Origin of the sequence: Dokdonella sp. (genome assembly GCF_044227025.1) — a bacterium.
Classification (GTDB): Bacteria; Pseudomonadota; Gammaproteobacteria; order Xanthomonadales; family Rhodanobacteraceae; genus Dokdonella_A.
Map to the genome: position 1 here is coordinate 204,652 of NZ_JBGAFX010000006.1, position 17,384 is coordinate 222,035.

12 protein-coding genes are annotated in these 17,384 nt (G+C 68.8%); 1 reads left to right on the forward strand and 11 read right to left on the reverse strand.

All coding sequences use genetic code 11. The features are described 5' to 3' along the window. Position 1: 1 nt before the first annotated feature. The 5 genes from ACILRJ_RS15135 to ACILRJ_RS15155 all read right to left on the reverse strand — a co-directional run bounded on the left by ACILRJ_RS15135 (position 2) and on the right by ACILRJ_RS15155 (position 4,150). Positions 2–262, reverse strand: coding sequence for a hypothetical protein (locus tag ACILRJ_RS15135; protein WP_395684033.1), 261 nt, complete (start codon positions 260–262; stop codon positions 2–4). A 111-nt stretch (positions 263–373) separates the two neighbouring features. Beyond that, positions 374–1,318 (reverse strand): hypothetical protein, encoded by a 945-nt coding sequence (locus tag ACILRJ_RS15140; protein ID WP_395684034.1) that lies wholly within the window; start codon positions 1,316–1,318, stop codon positions 374–376. 89 nt (positions 1,319–1,407) lie between these two features. Further along, positions 1,408–1,800, reverse strand: coding sequence for a hypothetical protein (locus ACILRJ_RS15145; RefSeq protein ID WP_395684035.1), 393 nt, complete (start codon positions 1,798–1,800; stop codon positions 1,408–1,410). Positions 1,801–1,912: 112 nt separating this feature from the next. After that, a complete protein-coding gene (locus tag ACILRJ_RS15150) occupies positions 1,913–2,410 on the reverse strand; it encodes a hypothetical protein (protein WP_395684036.1) in 498 nt (165 codons plus the stop codon). 39 nt (positions 2,411–2,449) lie between these two features. Further along, positions 2,450–4,150: a choice-of-anchor D domain-containing protein gene (locus ACILRJ_RS15155; protein WP_395684037.1), complete on the reverse strand. Its 1,701-nt coding sequence runs from the start codon at positions 4,148–4,150 to the stop codon at positions 2,450–2,452. A gap of 224 nt (positions 4,151–4,374) precedes the next feature. Here ACILRJ_RS15155 and ACILRJ_RS15160 point away from each other — a divergent pair, with 224 nt between their 5' ends. After that, positions 4,375–5,961, forward strand: a complete 1,587-nt coding sequence (locus tag ACILRJ_RS15160; protein ID WP_395684038.1) for an FAD-dependent oxidoreductase — start codon at positions 4,375–4,377, stop codon at positions 5,959–5,961. Between the two features lie 18 nt (positions 5,962–5,979). On the opposite strand, the gene ACILRJ_RS15165 is transcribed toward ACILRJ_RS15160, so the two are convergent. The 6 genes from ACILRJ_RS15165 to ACILRJ_RS15190 all read right to left on the reverse strand — a co-directional run bounded on the left by ACILRJ_RS15165 (position 5,980) and on the right by ACILRJ_RS15190 (position 17,295). Then, positions 5,980–6,507: a hypothetical protein gene (locus ACILRJ_RS15165; protein WP_395684039.1), complete on the reverse strand. Its 528-nt coding sequence runs from the start codon at positions 6,505–6,507 to the stop codon at positions 5,980–5,982. Between the two features lie 478 nt (positions 6,508–6,985). After that, positions 6,986–9,802, reverse strand: coding sequence for a protein kinase domain-containing protein (locus tag ACILRJ_RS15170; protein ID WP_395684040.1), 2,817 nt, complete (start codon positions 9,800–9,802; stop codon positions 6,986–6,988). Between the two features lie 146 nt (positions 9,803–9,948). After that, entirely contained in the window at positions 9,949–11,727 is a 1,779-nt protein-coding gene (locus ACILRJ_RS15175) for a hypothetical protein (protein WP_395684041.1), read from the reverse strand. Positions 11,728–11,943: 216 nt separating this feature from the next. Then, on the reverse strand, positions 11,944–14,736 hold the full coding sequence (locus ACILRJ_RS15180) for a protein kinase domain-containing protein (protein ID WP_395684042.1): 2,793 nt from the start codon (positions 14,734–14,736) through the stop codon (positions 11,944–11,946). A 63-nt stretch (positions 14,737–14,799) separates the two neighbouring features. After that, positions 14,800–15,348: an ECF-type sigma factor gene (locus ACILRJ_RS15185; protein WP_395684043.1), complete on the reverse strand. Its 549-nt coding sequence runs from the start codon at positions 15,346–15,348 to the stop codon at positions 14,800–14,802. A 123-nt stretch (positions 15,349–15,471) separates the two neighbouring features. Further along, positions 15,472–17,295, reverse strand: a complete 1,824-nt coding sequence (locus ACILRJ_RS15190; protein ID WP_395684044.1) for an LTA synthase family protein — start codon at positions 17,293–17,295, stop codon at positions 15,472–15,474. Positions 17,296–17,384 lie beyond the last annotated feature (89 nt).

The window sequence follows — 17,384 nt, forward strand, 5'->3', positions numbered from 1 at the left end:
TTCAATCCAGGGGCAGGGTCTGTGGTTGTCCACGCAGGAACGCGCGTGCGCGGGCCACCGCCTGTGCGACGCCGAACGCCGCTGCCTCAGCGGCGCTGTACGGGCAGTACGCTTTCGCTGCCGACCAGCCCTCGCGCGGACCGGGCCCGCGCCACGAGAAACCGGTCACGGCCATCGCCAGGATGGCTGTGCATAGCCGTGCGAAGAAGCGCCGTTCGTCCGCGGGGTCGATGCCGCGGGCGTGATGCGGTTCGGTAGCCATGTCGACCAGTCGAGGACGTTGGCAAAGAGTTGTCCGACTGCAGGCGCGAGACGCCGGTCGCGCAAGGCGCGCCGCCGCGTCGGTTTCAATCCGCATCGTGGGCGGGCAGCACTAGTTCTCGATCCGGGCGCCTGCTGGTGAAGGATGCGCCAGCGCTGCGGCTTCTTCCGCATAAGCCTTGCTCGCGATCAGCGGCAGGCAGATCACGAACAATTCGGCGTTGAACTTCGCCGTGGCGTAGCACACCGCCCACCAGCCCACACCGCGGACCTTTGGTTCGAGCCATGCATCGAGCCAGCCGATGCCGTTGAGGACGAGCCAGCCGACCACTGGAATCGTCACGATCAGTACCGCCTGCACGCGCTCGCGCGGCGTGCCGAAGCGCTTCTTCCAGAAGGCGACGATATTTCTGCCGACGAGTGCGATCCCGAACACCAGCCCGACCAGTGGCACGAACAATGGGATGCCGCCGAGCAACAAGGTCAGCCAGCGAGCGGCGCCGTGGAAGCCCGGTGTGCTCAGGAAGGTGCCGCCGTGTCGGCGGTAGTGCGCCGCGTCCTGCATCCAATCCACCAGCGCGCCGGCGGCCGTGATCAGCAGCGGCCACTTCAGGGTGGAACGGCCGAGGAACGCGAGCGGGTCGTGTGCGGCGCGCAGGATTTCGTCGCCCGCCGGCACCATCGCGAAGAACACGATCGTGTAGACACCGCACAGCCAGAACAGGCCGAAGGCGAGCGTCGCCAACCGTTCGCGCGCCGGCATTGGATTCCTCTCGATCGCCGCGGGCGGCATCCCCAGGCCCTGCAGCCAGGCAATGGCGGTCAGCAGGACGGCCTCCAGGGCCACCAGCACCACCAACTCGAACGGCGTCATGCGCCCGCTCATCAGCAGGTGCGCGGTCATGGCGTTGGCGCCGAGCGCGGTGAGGATCGGGGAAACCAGCGTCCACGGCGAGATCAGCGGATAGCGCTTCATCAGCTGCTTCCACTGCGCCAGCGACTGGCGCTTGGCCGCCAGGGAAGCGGCCGGCAGGGCGGCATCGCGGTGCTGATTCATGCTGACTCCGGAAAAACGCGCGGGAGCATCATCGCACCGACGATTTCAGGCCGCCGCGATCGCGGTGCGCGACGACCATGCGGACCGCTTCAGAGATCGTTCTCCATCCCCTGCAGGGCCGGCGCGATGATCGCCATCAGTTCCGGTTGCGCCGCCAGTCGCTGCTTGGCGGCGGCGATGGCCGGCATGACGTCGCGCTGGACCGCCAGCATCGCGGCGTTGAGCGCCTGCTCGGTGGCGGCGTCGGGCCTCGGCACGCCCCTGGCCCGCCGGGCGCAGTCGCGCATCTTCGCGCGTACTGCATCGATCTTCGGCAGCGCGGCCCTCGCGCTGGCTTCGTCGGTGACGCTGGCCAGGATCGCCGACATTTCCCTCATGTTCGCAGACATGTCCGCGAACACGCGCTGGGCCGTGTCGCCTGCTCCGCTGCAACCGCTGACGAAGGAGAAAGCCAGCGCCAGCATCATCATCATCGTCTTCATCGCATGTCCTCCACTGTTCCGATCGGGGCGTTCGACGGCGGTGGGTGTCGCCGGCAGGGGTCGGGGTGCGCATGATTCCGCGACTGCGGGACAGCGCATGGCCGCGGGTTTCTCATTCGACGGGACCGAACGATTTCACCAGCGGAGCATCGAACTCGATCGTGGTCGTCACGCCGGAGTTGTCGACCATCAGCGTTCCCGCAAGGCGGTCGGGGCTGTCGGTGCGAAGGACGAGTCCGCGGGCGTCGAGCGAGCCCGAGTACTGCATCGGCTGCACGTGCGCCCAGTAGCGGGGTCCCGCGTCATCCAAGTCGAGCACCAGACCGTCGTTGGAGATCATGGTGGCGCAACGGATTTCCTTGCAGGCTTCAATGGCGGCGCGCAGGTCGTCGGCGGCGAAGACCAGGCGACGGGTGGTCTTGTTCGGCTCGAACGCATCCGGTCCGATGACGAGATAGGCGTGCTTGAGGTCGACGTGCAGAGGCTTGTCTTCCGCTTGCACGACCAGCGTTCCCTGCGCTCTGTCACCGGAAGACGTTGCCTGCGACGTGGGCGCGACGAGACTCGTCAGGACTGCGAGCGCGAAGCACGGGATGGCGTAGTGGATCATGGCAATTCCTCGTTGGTTGGCGGCCTTGACGCGACCTGTTCAGTAGCACTGTGCTGGCTCGAAGCCATCAGTGAAGATCTCCGCGCCCGCAACGTCGACGCCGCGTCCCTGCAATGGCAGATAGCTCGAAGCGTCCGCCGTATCTTCCGCGTGAAAGCCCGCGCGCACGAACCCCGTGCTCGTGGCTATCGACGGCGGACGGAACGCGACGGAGATGGCGCACTCGCTCCCGGGCGCGAGCACGCTGCCCGCTGTGCAGGTGGTGGCGAGCAGGGGATAAGTCGCGCCGCTGCCGGTGATTGTGTCGAGCGTGAGCGGCAGGGTGCCATTGCTGCGCACGCGGAATCGGACCGGCGCCGATGTGGTGCCGATCGGTATCGAGGCGAATGCGCAGCGGTCGGGATCGAACACGAGGCGCGAGAACGGCGCTGTGGGCACCACCGAGCCGCGCAGCAGGGCATAGGGCTTCGCCGGGTTGGGCGAATGCACGACCGCGTCCTCGAACGGCACGGTCAATGTCCCCTCGTAGGCGATCACCGGGCCGACAAAAGTCGGCGCGAACGTGACGTCGACGGTGCACTGCGCGCCCGGAGCGACGGACTGGGCCGAGCAGGTGTCGGCCACGATGTGGAAAACGCCGCCGCCGGTCAGCGACGGCGTACCGATCTGCACCGGACCCGGCATCCAGTTGCTGAACGTGAAGCGTCTCGGCGGGGATGTCGCGCCGGCGACGACGTCGCCGAAGTCGTACGGCGCTGGGGCCAGGGTCGGCGGCAGCGGATCCGCCTGGCGCACGACCTGCACGACGTGCAGGGACACGCAATCCTGCGCCGATGCGTACGCAAACGAAGTGGTGTAGTGCCGCTGTGGTCCGAGCATCGCTGTCAGCGGCATGTGGCGGACGTCCCACAAGGTGTCGGGCCGCGCACCGCGTTGATGGCCCATGTGCGGCACGCTGCTGCCGGGCCAGAGCGTGAGGCCATCGTAGAGCGTGCCGTAGCGCAGCGTCGTCGAGCTGCCGCTGGTCGGACCGGGTAGCGTCGTCCAGAGCAGTGTCGAGTCGGCGAGCGTGTTCTGGCCATCGGACGCATGCAGGATCGCTTCGACGGGGCCACCCGCATAGTCGAATGCGGTCGCGAATGCCATCTGCTCACGATTGCTCTGCAGGCCATCGTAGTGGCTGACACGCAGGTCGTTGGCAGGATTGCCGTCGTCGAAGTAGACGATCAGGGAGAGGCCGTTCGCGCTGTGGCCGGGTTTTGCGGAGAGCCCCGAGAATGTGTAGGTGCCATCACCGCGCAGGCGCACGCGGTCGGTGACATCGGCGCGCCAGGTCGCCGCGCTCGGCGGCAAGGTTGAATTCGCGTCCGGCCAGCAGTCGTTGCTTCCTCCAGCCGCGACAGGGTCGCCAGTGACCTGGACACCGTCGAACTGGATCTGCGGCTGATCGTAGTTGGCGTCGCCGCCGGTGAGGCCCATGGCGGGGAGTTCGATGTCGATGCCATTCCAGTAGAGCAGCGCGAGCGTGACATCGCCTTGGACACCATCGAGCTCGAGTGCCCCCGCGCCCCCACCCTGTTCCGTCGGCGCACCGATGCCACCCGCCGCGGCGATGGCGACGTCGGTGCGCGCGAACTCGAAGCGCTTGTGCATCGGCGTGTTCGCTGCATGCACGGCAGAAGTGACGACGAGTGCAAGTGCGGCGAACGCGGCGGCGTGGGACGGGTGTCGGGCGGGCATGGCATGGTCCTCCTCGCGTTGTCCACGCAGTCGCGGGCGATCGGGGGCCAGTGGCGTGAGTGTGCGGGGCCGCGCCCGTGCGCCGCGTGTGCCACCACGACTCCGGATTCAGCCTGCCTGGCTGGCCGGCTGCTCGCGGTCACCAGCCACGGGCGCGCCTTCGCGCGGCGGCACATCGGCGACTGCGCTAGGCTGTCGGTCCTGACGACGATGGGGGAGTCTTCATGGCGCGCACACCACTCGTGGACATCCTGCGGCGGGGAGCCGCGATCGCGGCGCATTGCGCGCGCAGCGGCGAGCCGTTGGACGAGGCCATCGCGCGCGAGCGCGAAGCGCGCGTCGACCGCGCGCGCCGGCGATTCCTGCGCGATTCGCTCGGTGCCTCGGTGGCACTCGCACTCGCCGCGTGCACGCCGGCGGCGCTGCGAATGCACGACGACGCTGCGGAGGAAGTCGTCATCGTCGGCGCCGGCATCGCCGGCCTGACCTGTGCGTGGCGCCTGCGCCAGGCGGGCGTGCGCGTGGCGCTCCACGAGGCGCAGGAGCGCATCGGCGGGCGCATGTTCTCGCTGCGCGAACACTTCGCCGACGGCCAGGTATGCGAGCTCGGCGGCGAGCTGATCGATAGCGGCCACGCACGAATCCGCGCACTCGCGGCCGAGCTCGGACTCGTGCTCGACGATCTCGCCGAGGACCCGACCACCGTGTTCGGTGATCTCTGGTTCCACGGCGGGCGCCGCTACTCCGAGCACGACATCCTGCGCGAGTTCGCCCCGCTCGCTGCCGCGATCCAGCGGGATGCCGACAGCCTGCCGGACGAGCAGATCACCTGGGCGGCACCCGGCGGTGCCGAAGCGCTCGACCGGGAATCGATGACGCAGTGGCTCGATCGCAATGGCGCCGCCGGCTGGCTGCGCGCGCTGATCGAAGTCGCCTACACCACCGAGATGGGGCTCGAATGCGCGGAGCAGTCCGCACTCAACTTCCTAACCTTCATCGATCCGGGCACCGACGCGTTCCGCATCTTCGGCGCGAGCGACGAGCGCTACCACGTGCGCGGCGGCAACGACCGCATCCCGCATGCGTTGGCGGCGAAACTCGACGACGCGATCAGCACCGGCAGCGTGCTGGAAGCGCTGCGCCAGGAGGCCGACGGCCACTACCGCTTGACCTTCCGCCGCGGCGCCGCCAGCAACGACGTGCGTGCGCGGCGGGTGGTGTTGGCGTTGCCGTTCACGACCCTGCGCGACGTGCAGCTCGACCTCGACCTGCCGCCGCAGAAGCGCCGCGCGATCGAGGAACTGCGCTACGGCACCAATGCGAAACTCATGATCGGCTTCGGCGAGCGGGTCTGGCGCACGCGCCATGCGAGCGCCGGCGCGACCTACAGCGACCTGCCGTTGCAGACGACCTGGGAGACCAGCCGCATGCAGGCCGGCAACTCGGGCATCCTCACCAACTTCGTCGGCGGCCGCCACGGTGTCGAGATCGGCAACGGCACGCCGAAGCAGCAGGCCGACACGGCCGCGCAGCAGCTCGAAGCGATCTGGCCCGGCATCGCCGCCGCGCGCGCGGGTGCGCGAGAGGCACGCTTCCACTGGCCGACGCACGCGTGGACCCGCGGCAGCTACGCGTGCTTCACGCCGGGTCAGTGGACGACGATCCGCGGCGCGATCGGCGAGGCGGTCGGCCACCTGCATTTTGCCGGCGAACATTGCGCGCTCGACAACCAGGGCTTCATGGAAGGCGGCGTGGAGACCGGCGAAGGCGTCGCGCAGGCGCTGCTCCGTGCGCGCGTGGCGGTGGCCTGAACGCGCGCGTCGCTGCGTTCACGGCAGTATCGGCGGTGCGCTGAGGCCGCCGCGGAAAACGCCGTCCTGCAGCAGTGCCTGCTGCTCGGGCGTGAGCCAGTAGGTAACCAGTACCTGCCCGCAATCCGGTGTTCCCGGATATGGCGTCGCGATCGCGAGGAAGTAACTGCCCGAATCGACGAGGGCGAGGTCCATCGAGTCGACCACGGTTCCGGAATTGCTGGCATAGCCGCAGCCGGCCGAGTTGTTGCAGGCCGCTCGCAGAAGGAACAGCGCGGGATCGTAGCCGACCGTCATCGACTGCACTTCGAGCAGGCCGGCAGGGTAAGGCAGGTCCATTCGCACGATCGCAGCGCGTCCATACAGTGGAAAAGCATTGCAGGCGAGGACGAGGCCGGTTTCTCCCTGGCACCTGTCGAGCGATTGCGACGTGTTCGGCGTGAGTTGGGCAGGCACGGCACAGCTCTGCGCGACGGCCATCGGCGCCGCGGTGCAGGTGCCAACGACGAACATGGCGCGGAGCGCGATGCGGAACATGGCTTTCATGCAACCTCCCCCCGCTGCGGTTGAATGATTGCTGTCGCCTCGGTGGACGAGACGAGCGTTGTTCTCCGGTCGTTGAAGGCGTTGGCGAAGAATGCAACAGCGACCGCGTCCGCTGCGCAACAGCCGAAGTCGCAAGGCGTGGACGCGTTGTCGAACTGGCAAGGGCGCGTTGCCATCGAGGTCGACCGCGGTTGCGCGACGGCGATCATCGGCTCGGCGCGATTTGCGGCGAGGGCGGCGAACAGGATGGATGCGAAGCGCAACGGCGAGTGGCTGGAGGGAGCAGGCATGGCGGCGCATCTCGGGATCGTGCTGTCGAGTAACGCCGTTGCGTCGGAGAGTGGACATCCTGCTTTGCTTGTGCACGGACCTGGCGTGCTGACGAGCGGGAATTCCTGCGCCGATGCGGACCGCGACCGCGAATCGCGTGCCACGCCGAATCGCACCGGTAGCGTCGGCGGGAACAGGTGGATGGCGATCAGGGAGCAGTCGTCTCCAGCAGCGCGCGGTCGCGCTCGGCGAGCAGGGCCGCAGGTACGCCGAGTGCGCGTGCCTGTGCGATCGAAGCGGTGGCGGCGTCGGCGCGTCCGTCGGCACGCTCGCAGCGTGCGCGCAGCGCGAGCAGGCCGGCTTCGCGCAAGTGCGCTTCCGGCACCGCTGCATGCAGGCTGGCGAGCGCGCGATTCGCCTCGGCGACCGCGTCGCCGGTGCGTCCAAGCGCGAGCAGTGCCTGCGTGCGCAGTTCGCGAATGCGGGTTTGCGCGAGCGGTGGCGGCGGGTCGCGGCGCCCGAGTTGCGCGAGCGCGCGATCGGCGGCGTCGAGCGCAGGTTGCGGCTGCGCGCGTGCGAGTGCGATGCGACCGCCGATGCGCTGCGCTTCCGGAGACAGCGGCTCGCGCTGGAGCGGAGGTGCGTCCTCGATGCCGATCGCCGCCAGCGCAGCGGCCTCGTCCGTGCGACCGAGGTCGAGCAGGGTGTCGGCCAGATGCAGGCGGGCCGCCGCGAGTTCGAGGCCGTATCCGGCATCGTGTGCGCGAGCCTGCAACGTTGCGTACGCCGTGCGCAGCAACGGCTCCGCCTGCGCTGGCGCGTTGCGCGCGCGCGCGAGCTCGCCCGCCGCATCGAGTGCGGTCGCGGTCTTGGCGTCATCGTCACCGAGCAGTTTCCGATAGGCGGCGAGCGCTTCGTCGATCGCCGCTTGTGCGTCGTCGAAGCGCTCCGCCTCGGTGAGAAACGTGCCGTAGCGGACCAGGCCCATCGCGAGACGGTCGTGCGGGCCGTCGTAGATGCGGCGCATCAGCGCGATGCCTTCGCGGAACAGCGGCTCGACCTCGGCGCGCTTGCCGAGCTGCTGTCTGGCGACCGCCAGGTGCAGCAGCGAGCGTGCGAACTGCTGGTCCTGCGGGCGGCCGAGGCGGCGCCAGCGCGCGATTGCCTCATCGAGGATCGTCTCGGCTTCGTGGTAGCGGCCGATGCTCGAGCAGAGCTGGCCAAGGTACGTCGCGGTCGCGATGCCGTTGACCGAATCGGCGCCGAACACTCGTTGTGCCTTGGTCAGCGCCTGCTGCGCGATCGTTGCGGCGCGTTCGGTATCGCCGGCATAGGCGCGCGTCGCGCCGTACAGCATCAGGCCGGACAGCGCGGGTTCGGTATCCGATGCGAGCATCGCGGGAACGAGGTCGGCCATCAGGCGGTCCGCCTCGTCGGAACGCCCGGTCGAGTGCAACAGGTTGCCCTTCTCGGTGGCGACGGCCAGCCAGTCCGGTGACTCCGGTGGCACGCCGAGTTCGCGCTCCCGCTGCATCGCCTCGTCGATCAGGCGGCCCGCGTTCGCGTAGTCGCCGTCGCTGCGCGCGATCGAGCCGAGCGTGAGCAGGACCTGCGCGCGCACGAACGGATCCATGTCGGGATCCTCCCGCACGTCGCGCGCGGCCTGGTCGACGAGCTGCTGCGGAGACGGGCGCTCGTCCTTCGGCAGGTCGGCGCTGGCGGTCTTGAGCAGTTCGACCATGAAATCGCGCGTCGCGTTCGCGCGCATCGATTGATGGTGCGCGAGGCGCGCCTGCTCGCGCGCGATCCTTGCCTGCCACACCGCGATGCCGAGCGACAACAGCACCGCCACGCAGACGGCTGCGCTCATCGCGACGCCGGCGCGATGGCGCGCGACGAACTTGCGTGCGCGATAGCGCGCCGATGGCGGGTGCGCAAGCACGGGTTGCCCGGCGAGGTGACGCTCGATGTCGTCGGCGAGCGCGCCGGCCGAGGCATAACGCAGTTCCGGTTCCGTCGCGGTCGCCTTCAGCACGATGTTGTCGAGATCGCCGCGCAGCAGCCGGCGCGTGAGCGCAGGCGGCGCGGGCAGGGCGCCCGGACCCGGCTCGCCGCTGACGCGCGCCGACGGCGGATGGGTGTCGCCGGGTGCGCGGCGTTGTCCGCAAATCAACTCGCCGAGCAGCACGCCGAGTGCATAGACGTCGGTCGCGGTGGTGATCGCGCCGCGCGCGAACTGTTCCGGCGCTGCATACGCCGGGGTCATCGCGTGATGCTGCGTGTGCTGGCCTTGCGGATCGTCGTCGGCGTCGAGCAGCTTGGCGATGCCGAAGTCGAGCAGCTTGACCACGCCATCGCGCGTGACCAGTACGTTCGATGGTTTGAGGTCGCGATGCACGATCAGGGCGCGATGGGCGGTCTCGACCGCGCGGCAGGCATCGACGAACAGGCGCAGGCGCGCGCGCAGGTCGAGTTCGCGTGCGCGCGCATGGTCGGTGATCGGCACGCCGTCGACGAGTTCCAGCGCGATGTAGGGCACGCCGGCGTCGCTGTATCCGCCTTCGATCAGGTGTGCGATGCCGGGATGGCGCAGTTGCGCGAGCGCTCGTCGCTCGTCGCGGAAGCGGCGGCGCTCGTCGGCCGTTTGCAGTCCGCGGCGCAGCAGCTTGAGTGCGACGTGCTGGCGCACCCCGTCCTGCTCGCGGCTGGCGCGGTAGACCAGCGAGGAGCCACCTTCGCCGAGCATGTCGCCGAGCGAGAACGAGCCGACGGTGTCGCCGGCAGCAGGCGCCGCTTCTTCATCCGGTTCGCCGACGCGCGCAACGAGGTCGTCGACGGAGTGGTCGAGCACGCGCGTGTCCGGCAAGTCGTCGGCGGCGATCAGGCGTTCGACTTCGGCGCGCGTGCCGGCGTCGTCGACGTTCGCTTCGAGCCAGTCGCCCCGCGCCGCAGGTGGCAGCGCGACCGCTTCCTCGAACAGATCGCGCACGCGCCGTCGACCGCGTTCCGCGTTCTCCTTCGTCATGCACACCTCCCCTGGATCCGCGCAGCATGAGCTGCGTCGCCCGTCGTTGCAATCGGCGGCGGCGCGGGCGAGTTCCGCAGCGCGCCGCCGCCAGCTCGCCGACGGCGAGCGGCGGGGTGGTGCATCATGGATCGTTGAATTTGTCGCTACGGATCGAAGCCATTGATGAAGATGGGATCGATGATTGCATCGGCCTCGTAGGCGCCGAAATCGTAGGGTGTCGTCGGCGAATTGCGCAGGTGCGGGCGCAACGCGCCGTCGAGGTCGATCGTCGGCGGCGGATCATTCGGGTCGCCGCTGTCGCCCCAGCGATCTACGGCCGAGGACGTGCCGAGGATGTGGAAGTTCCCGCCGGCGGAGTTGACGAACGGGTCGGTCAGGAACTGCACGTTGGTACCACTGATGCCGACATTGAGTGCCCCGATGTCGCGCACGGTGACGGGCACGCCGGCGCCGATCAGATAGCCTTGCGTCGCGCCCGCGGTCGATTGCACCAGCAGGCTGTGCAGGATCTCAAGCGATGCCGGCGGCAGGATCACGGTGAACAGTTCGCTGCCGGCGATGGTGTTGTAGGCGATCGTGCTGTTGGCGATGCGCAGCGTGTTGGAGATGTCGAACATGAGGTCGCCACCGCCATCGATCTCGTTGCCGGTGATCAGGCTGCTCTCGATGTTGATGTAGGCGTTGCCGCCGACCAGGGCGCCGCCCCGGTTGTCGCGCATGCGGCCGCGATACATCGCGAACGACGTCGATCCGGAATCCCCCGCGCCGCTCAGCTGCACCACCGAGCCGCCGATCGCATGGTTTCCGTTGATCGTATTGCATTCGACGCCGGCGGCACAGGGCGGAATAGAATTGCCGGGTACCGTTTGCGCCATCTGGATCTGGGTGCCCACCGAAAAGGTGCTGCCGCTGGAAAAGGCGTAGATCGCAGCCCCTTCATACGAGTTGTTGTTGTCGATGCGGGCGTTCTCGAGGCCGATGAACGAGTACACCTGGTGTCCGGAAGCAATCGATGACAGGTAGAACCCGCCACCCTGGCTCTGCGCCGTATTCTCGGAAACGATGATCGGCGCATTCGCGCGGTCGTTCCACAGCAGCATTTCGTACGCCCCCGCGTGCGACGTCGAGTAGTAGACGCCGCCGCCGTTGCGTTGCGCGTAGTTGCTGCCGATGTTGGGGAACGGGAACACGCTGTGGTCGCGCATGGTGATGTTCGAGTCGATCGCGTAGATGCCGCCGCCGTCGCTGGTGCTGCTGCCCTGCGCCATGTTGGCGAGGATGTTGCTGCCGCCGGAGATCGACGCATCCACGTTGCTGAGATAGAGGCCGCCGCCATTGGCGGTCGCCGAGTTGCTGTTGATGCTGGTCCCGATCAGCGTCAGATGCATGCGGAAGATGTCGTTGCCGCTGACGAACAAGCCGCCGCCATAGTCGGCGTGGTTCGAATAGACCAGCACGTCGCTGAGGGTCAGGGGGCCTGCGACGACCGACTGGACGCCTCCCTTGCCGTTCTGCAGGACCAGGTGCAGCAGGGTGAGGCTGCCGTTGCCGCTGTGGACGATCAGCGGGCCTGACGGCGCCGCGCCGGAACCGTCGATGGTCGAGCGGCCGGTCGAGATGCCGGCGCTGCAATTGGCGAAACCGCCTTCGATGGTCAATCCGTCGGCGTCGTGGTCGGTGATCGTGGTTTGCGAGGTCCAGGGGCCGCCCGAAACCGCAATGAGGTCGAAGCCCGGCGACTGGCCCGCTGCCTGCACGGCCGCGGCGATGTCGTGGAAATTGCAGTCGGTATCGGACGGATTGCCGACCGTGATCATCGCCTGCGCGGCATGGCAGGCGAGGATGCCGGCGGTCGCAGCCCATGCGAGTGCGCGACGAATCGAATCCAACCGCGTCGTGATCCTGCTCTTCGCAGCGTCCATTTCGTTCTCCCGATGCCGCCATGCGCGGGCTTTCCAGAAGAACGCCGTTCCATGCGGATCCTGGACATCGGCGGCGGCGTGCGGAGGGCGTTGGCACGCGACGAATCGTCGCCGTGCGCGATCAGAAGAGCGCGAAGCCGTCGCAAAAGATCGTTTCGGCAGTGCCGCTGCCGCAGTTCAACGTGTGCTGGCGCCCGCAGGCACCGAGGTCGGACCTCAGCGCGAAACATCCAGCGCAGCCAGGCGCCGCTGCCACGGGTGGTCATTCGGCAGTTCGACGAAGGCTGAGCGCGCGGCCTCGAGATGCGGCCGCGCGTCTGCAGGCGACTGCATCTCCGCGAGCGCCAGATGGAGCAGGCCGAGTGCGTAGTGCGACGGCGCCAGTTCGCGCGCGGCGCGTGCGATCCAGTCGGTGAGCAGCGCGTACGCCGCGGCATCCTGGCCATGCGCGTGCTGCCACTGCGCGCGGGCGGCGACCGCCGGCAGCAGCAACGGGTCGACGTGATCGACCGGCAAGGCGGCTGCGGCCGCGGCCAGCGCGGCGTCCGCTTCGGTGTCGTGGCCGAGGATCGCCTGCGCGAGGCCGAGCGTGCAATGCGCTTCGATTTCGCTGCGAGCGCGGAACTGGCCAAGCTCATCCGCATGTGCGAGCACGTCCTGCATGCGCGTGACGACCAGGGCGGCGTTGCCCGGATCCTCTTCGAGCGCGAGTGCGTCGCGCTGCACCACCAGCGAACGCGTGCGCGCGTGCTCCGCACCGACGAGCGCGATCGCGCTGCGTTCGGCGCTGTCCAGCAGTTGCAACGCCTGCGTGCGCTCGCCGAGCAGGCTTTCGGCGCGCGCGAGATTGCCGAGCACGAAGGTCTGTCCCATCGAGACGTCGAGGCCGGCATCGCGATTGACCATGCGGCCTTCTTCAAGCACCTCGCGCGCCGCGTGCAGGCGGCCAAGGGTCAGATCGATCGCGCCGAGATTGTTGAGGCCGTTGACGATGTCGGGGCTTCCCTTCGGATACAGCGTGCGCTCGATGGCGACCGACTGCGCGGTCAGGCGTGCGGATTCGGCGTAGTCGCGCAGCGCGCCGAAGGTCGCAGCGAGGTTCTTGATGTAGTGGGCGGTCTTCACATGCTGGTCGCCGAACGCCGCACGCGCGCCATCGACGGCACGGCGCAACAGCGGCAAGGCATCGCGCGGGCGGCCGGCGCGGTTGTAGGCGGAGCCGAGCGCGTTGAGGTCGTTGAGGATCTCGGCATCGCCGGCGGGCAGCAGGCGTTCGCGGATCGCGAGCGCGCGATGGTAGTCGGCGATCGCCGCGTCGTGTGCGCCGGTCTGGCTGCGCGCGTGCGCGCGGCGGTCGAGCGTCAGGGCCAGCGCGAGGCTGTCGGGAACATGCGCCAGTTGCAGGTCGTATGCCTGCTGCAGGAACGCCAGCGCCTGCGGGTAATGGCTGCGCGAAAGCTCCAGTTCGCCGCGCTCGCCGAGCGCTTCCGCCAGCAGGGCGGGGTCGGGCGGTTCGATGCGCCGCGCCGCGGCGATCGCGGCATCCAGAACCGGTTCGCCCTTGTCCGGCAGCGCGAGGTGGTCGTAGACGCGGCCGAGTGCGACGAGCAGGTTACTTTGCACTGCGGGCGTAGCGCCGAGATCATGCATCGCGTTGTTGGCGCCTCGTTCGAGCAGTTCGGCAGTGCCCGGCATCTCGTCGCGCGGGCGCGACGGAATTTCGGCATCGAACAGGCCGACCAGCAGGTCGCGCACGGCTTCGGCGCGTTGCGCCTGCTGCCGTGCCAGCTGCGCCTGCTCGCGCGCGACGCCGGCCTGCCACAGCGCGATGCCGAGTGCGGCGAACACCGCCAGCAGGAACGCGCAGGTCGTCGCCACGCCGCCGCGATGGCGCGCGACGAACTTGCGTGCGCGATACCACTTCGACGGCGGATGCGCGTGTACCGGCCGCTGCGCGAGGTGGCGCTCGATGTCGTCGGCGAACGCGGCTGCCGACGGATAGCGTCGTTCCGGTTCTTCCGCGGTCGCCTTCAGCACGACGTTGTCGAGGTCGCCGCGCAACTGGCGGCGGGTCCGGTCCGCACTCGCCGGCAGCACGCCGGCCGGTGTATTCACGGCAATCCGCGAGGACGGCGTATGGGTGTCGCCGGGCGCGCGGCGCTGGCCGGTCATCAGCTCGCCGAGCAGCACGCCGAGCGCATACACGTCGGTCGCGGTGGTGATCGCGCCGCCGCTGAATTGCTCGGGCGCGGCATAGCCGGGAGTCAGCGCGCGATGGTCGGTGCGGGTCGCGTCCGGTTCGTCGTCGAGCAGCTTGGCGATGCCGAAGTCGAGCAACTTGACCGCGCCCTCGGGCGTGACCAGCACGTTCGACGGTTTCAGGTCGCGATGCACGATCAGCGCGCGATGCGCGGCGTCCACCGCGCGACAGGCGGCGACGAACAGGCCGAGGCGCTCGCGCAGATCGAGCTGGTGCGAGCGTGCGTGCTCGGTGATCGATGTGCCCTCGATCAGTTCGAGCGCGATGTAGGGAATGCCCGAATCGGTGATGCCGCCCTCCACCAGATGCGCAATGCCGGGATGGCGCAGCTGCGCCAGCGCGCGTCGCTCGTCGCGGAAGCGACGCTGTTCCGCCGCCGTGTACAGCCCGCGCCGCAGCAGCTTGAGTGCGACTCGCTGGCACACGCCATCCTGTTCGCGTTCGGCGCGATAGACGACCGAAGAACCGCCCTCGCCAAGCTTGTCCAGCAGCGTGAACGGTCCGATGCGTGTGCCGGGCGGCGGCGCATCGGCGTCGGCGGGCGACTCGGGAATGCTTTCGAGCAAGGCGTCGAACGAGCGGTCGAGCACGCGGGCGTCGGCCTGTGCGTCGGTCGCCAGCATGCGCTCGATCGCCTCGCGCTGCGTGCGGTCAGGGCAGTTGGCTGCCAGCCATGCGGCGCGCTCGGCCGGAACCAGTTCCAGCGCCCGTTCGAACAATGCCCGTGCATTCGCGCCTGTCTTGTCCATCGGGGACCCGCCTGCTGTGCGTGCATCCTGACGATAACGACGAAAGCGACCGGATCTGGACATTCACTCCAGCGCGGCGTGCAGGAACGCGCGTGCATAGCGCCAGTCGCGATCGACCGTGCGCCGGGTCAGTTGCAGCAGCTCGGCGATGCGTTCGGCCGGCAGCCCGGCGAAATAGCGCAGCTCCACCACGCGCGCGGCGCGTGCATCGTCCTGTTCGAGCCGGGTCAATGCCTCGTCGAGCGCGAGCGCCTGTTCGGCATTGGTGATCGCGAGCGCGTCGCCGGCATCGGTGCCGAGGGTCGTGCGCACCCATTCGCCGCCCGCTTTCAGGCGCAGGCGCGCGCGGGCGCGGTCGGCCAGCAGATGGCGCATCGCGCGTGCGGCATAGGCGAAGAACTGCGCCGGATGTTCGAACGCGAGATCGCGCTCGCGATCGAAGCGCAGGTACAACTCGTGCACCAGCGCGGTGGTGTCGAGCGTGCCGGGCGCGCCGCGCGAAAGCTGGCGGCTCGCCATCGCCTTGAGTCGGTCGTAGACGGCGTTGAACAGTTCGTCGAGCGAGGCGTCCCGGATCAGGTCGCCGTCGGGCGGTGGAGTGGCGGTGGTCACGAGCACCTCGGCGCGAGCCGGACCAGTGTAGTGGCCCGTCCGGCAACCCGCATCAACTAAATCCGTGCCCTGTTCGCAGCCGATGCGTGGCCGCCGTCACACCCCGCGAGCAGGCGAACGCCACTACGGCGCTTCGGCGTGTTCGCGCGCGAGGGCCAGCGCGTCGTGGAGCAGCGGTTCGAGTTCGCCGCGCAGTTGCAGGCGCGCCAGCGCGTCGACGCCGGCGACCGAATGCGGGTCGTCGGGGTCGAAATCCTGCGAGCGTGCGAGCGTTGCCAGCGCATTGAACCAGGCGTCGTCGCGAATGCCGGCCGCCTGCAGCAGCAAGCCCGGCAGCATCCATGCGCGCGTGTCGAGGCGATGCGGGCGATGCTCGCGGTTGTCGAGCAACAGCCATGGCACCGGTTGCTGCTTCGCCTCGCGTCCGTCGTCGAAACCGAGTTGCGCGTAGGTCGGGCCGAGGTCGGGGAGGTGGTCGCCGTAGAACAGCAACAGGGTGCGGCGCTTGCGCTTGGCGAGCGTCTCGGCGAGGCGGGCCAGCTCGCGGTCGGCGTCGTCGAGCAGGTACAGGTAGTTGCCCAGCCACAGGCGCCCGCCGGCATCGAGCTGTTCGGGCATCGGCAACGCGGCGAGGCGCTTTGGATCGAGGCCAGGTCGCCAGTCAAACGGACCGTGGTTCTCCATGCTGATCGCGAACACGAACTGCGGCGGTCCGTCATCGGCGAGCTCGTCGAGCACGCGGTCGGTCAGCGCCGCGTCGGAAGTGAACAGGCCGACGATGCGGTCGCTCGCGAACGATTCGCTGTCGACGAAGCGCGAAAAGCCGAGCGCCGGATAGGCGCGCGCGCGATTCCAGAACGCGGCCGCATTCGGATGGATCGCGACGCTGCGATAGCCATGCCGGTTCAGCACGCGCACCAGGCCGGGATAGTTCTCGCGATCGAGTTCGAGCCACGGGTACTGCACGCCGCCAAGGCTGGCCAGTGGCGCGCCGGTCAGCACTTCGAACTCGGTGCGGATGGTGCCGCCGGCAAACGTCGGCACGCCGAGATCGCCGGAAGTCCCGCTCTTCTTCGCCAGTCGATGCAGGTTGCCGAGATAGCGTCCGCTGAGGACGCCCTTGAGACGTGCCGGATCGAACAACGATTCGCTCTGCACGACGACGATGTCGGGCAGCGCGTCGTCATTGGTCGATGCGGCGAGGCCGGCGCGCAGCTCCGGCGCGTTCGCCTCGAGCAGGGCGCGCGCGGCATCGGGATCAGCCGCGGGAACATCGCCGCCGCCAAGTTCCCAGTGATAGAGCAGCATGCCGCCGATCAGGCCAGTGCGGCTCGCGCTTTCGGCCAGTGCCCAAGGCTGGAACGCGGGCATGCCCGCGTCGTACAGTCGGCGCCATGGCGTCGCGCCGGCAACAAGCGATGCGCAGACCAGCAGGGAGCCGGCGCCAAGCACGACCCGCGGCCAGCCGCCGAGCGCACAGCGACGGCGTTCGCGTGCAAGCAACAGGGTGATGCCGAGTGCGCACCCGACCAGCGCGCCGTGCAGCGCATCGACACGCAAATACTGCGAGAACAACTGCAAGGCCGGACCAGGTTCGGCGAGGAAACGCAGGTCTGCCGGCAACAACGGCACCTGCAGGCTGCCGAGCTTGGCGGCGTTGGCGCCGTACAGGCCGAGCAGCACCAGCAGCATCAGCCACGTCGACAGCAGCAGGCGTCGCGTCAGCGCGAGCAGCAGGCCGAACACGGCGAGCGCCGGCAGCGCGTTGAGCAGCAGCCGGCGCAGCAGTTCGTCTGCGGTGGAGCCATGCTCGATCGCGGCGCCGGAATCGAGCCGCGCCAGCATCAGCAACAGCAGCAACGCGCAGGCGCCGAACAGCGCGCTTTCGCGTCGCCACGTCGGCACGCTCGGGCCGGCGGCGAGTGAAGTGGGAGCGAGGGGCCTCATGACAGGGGCGTGACGATGCCATGAAGGGGGCAACGCTGTATTAACCGTTCGTTAGGAATTGAAAAGGGCCGGGACAAACGTCCCGGCCC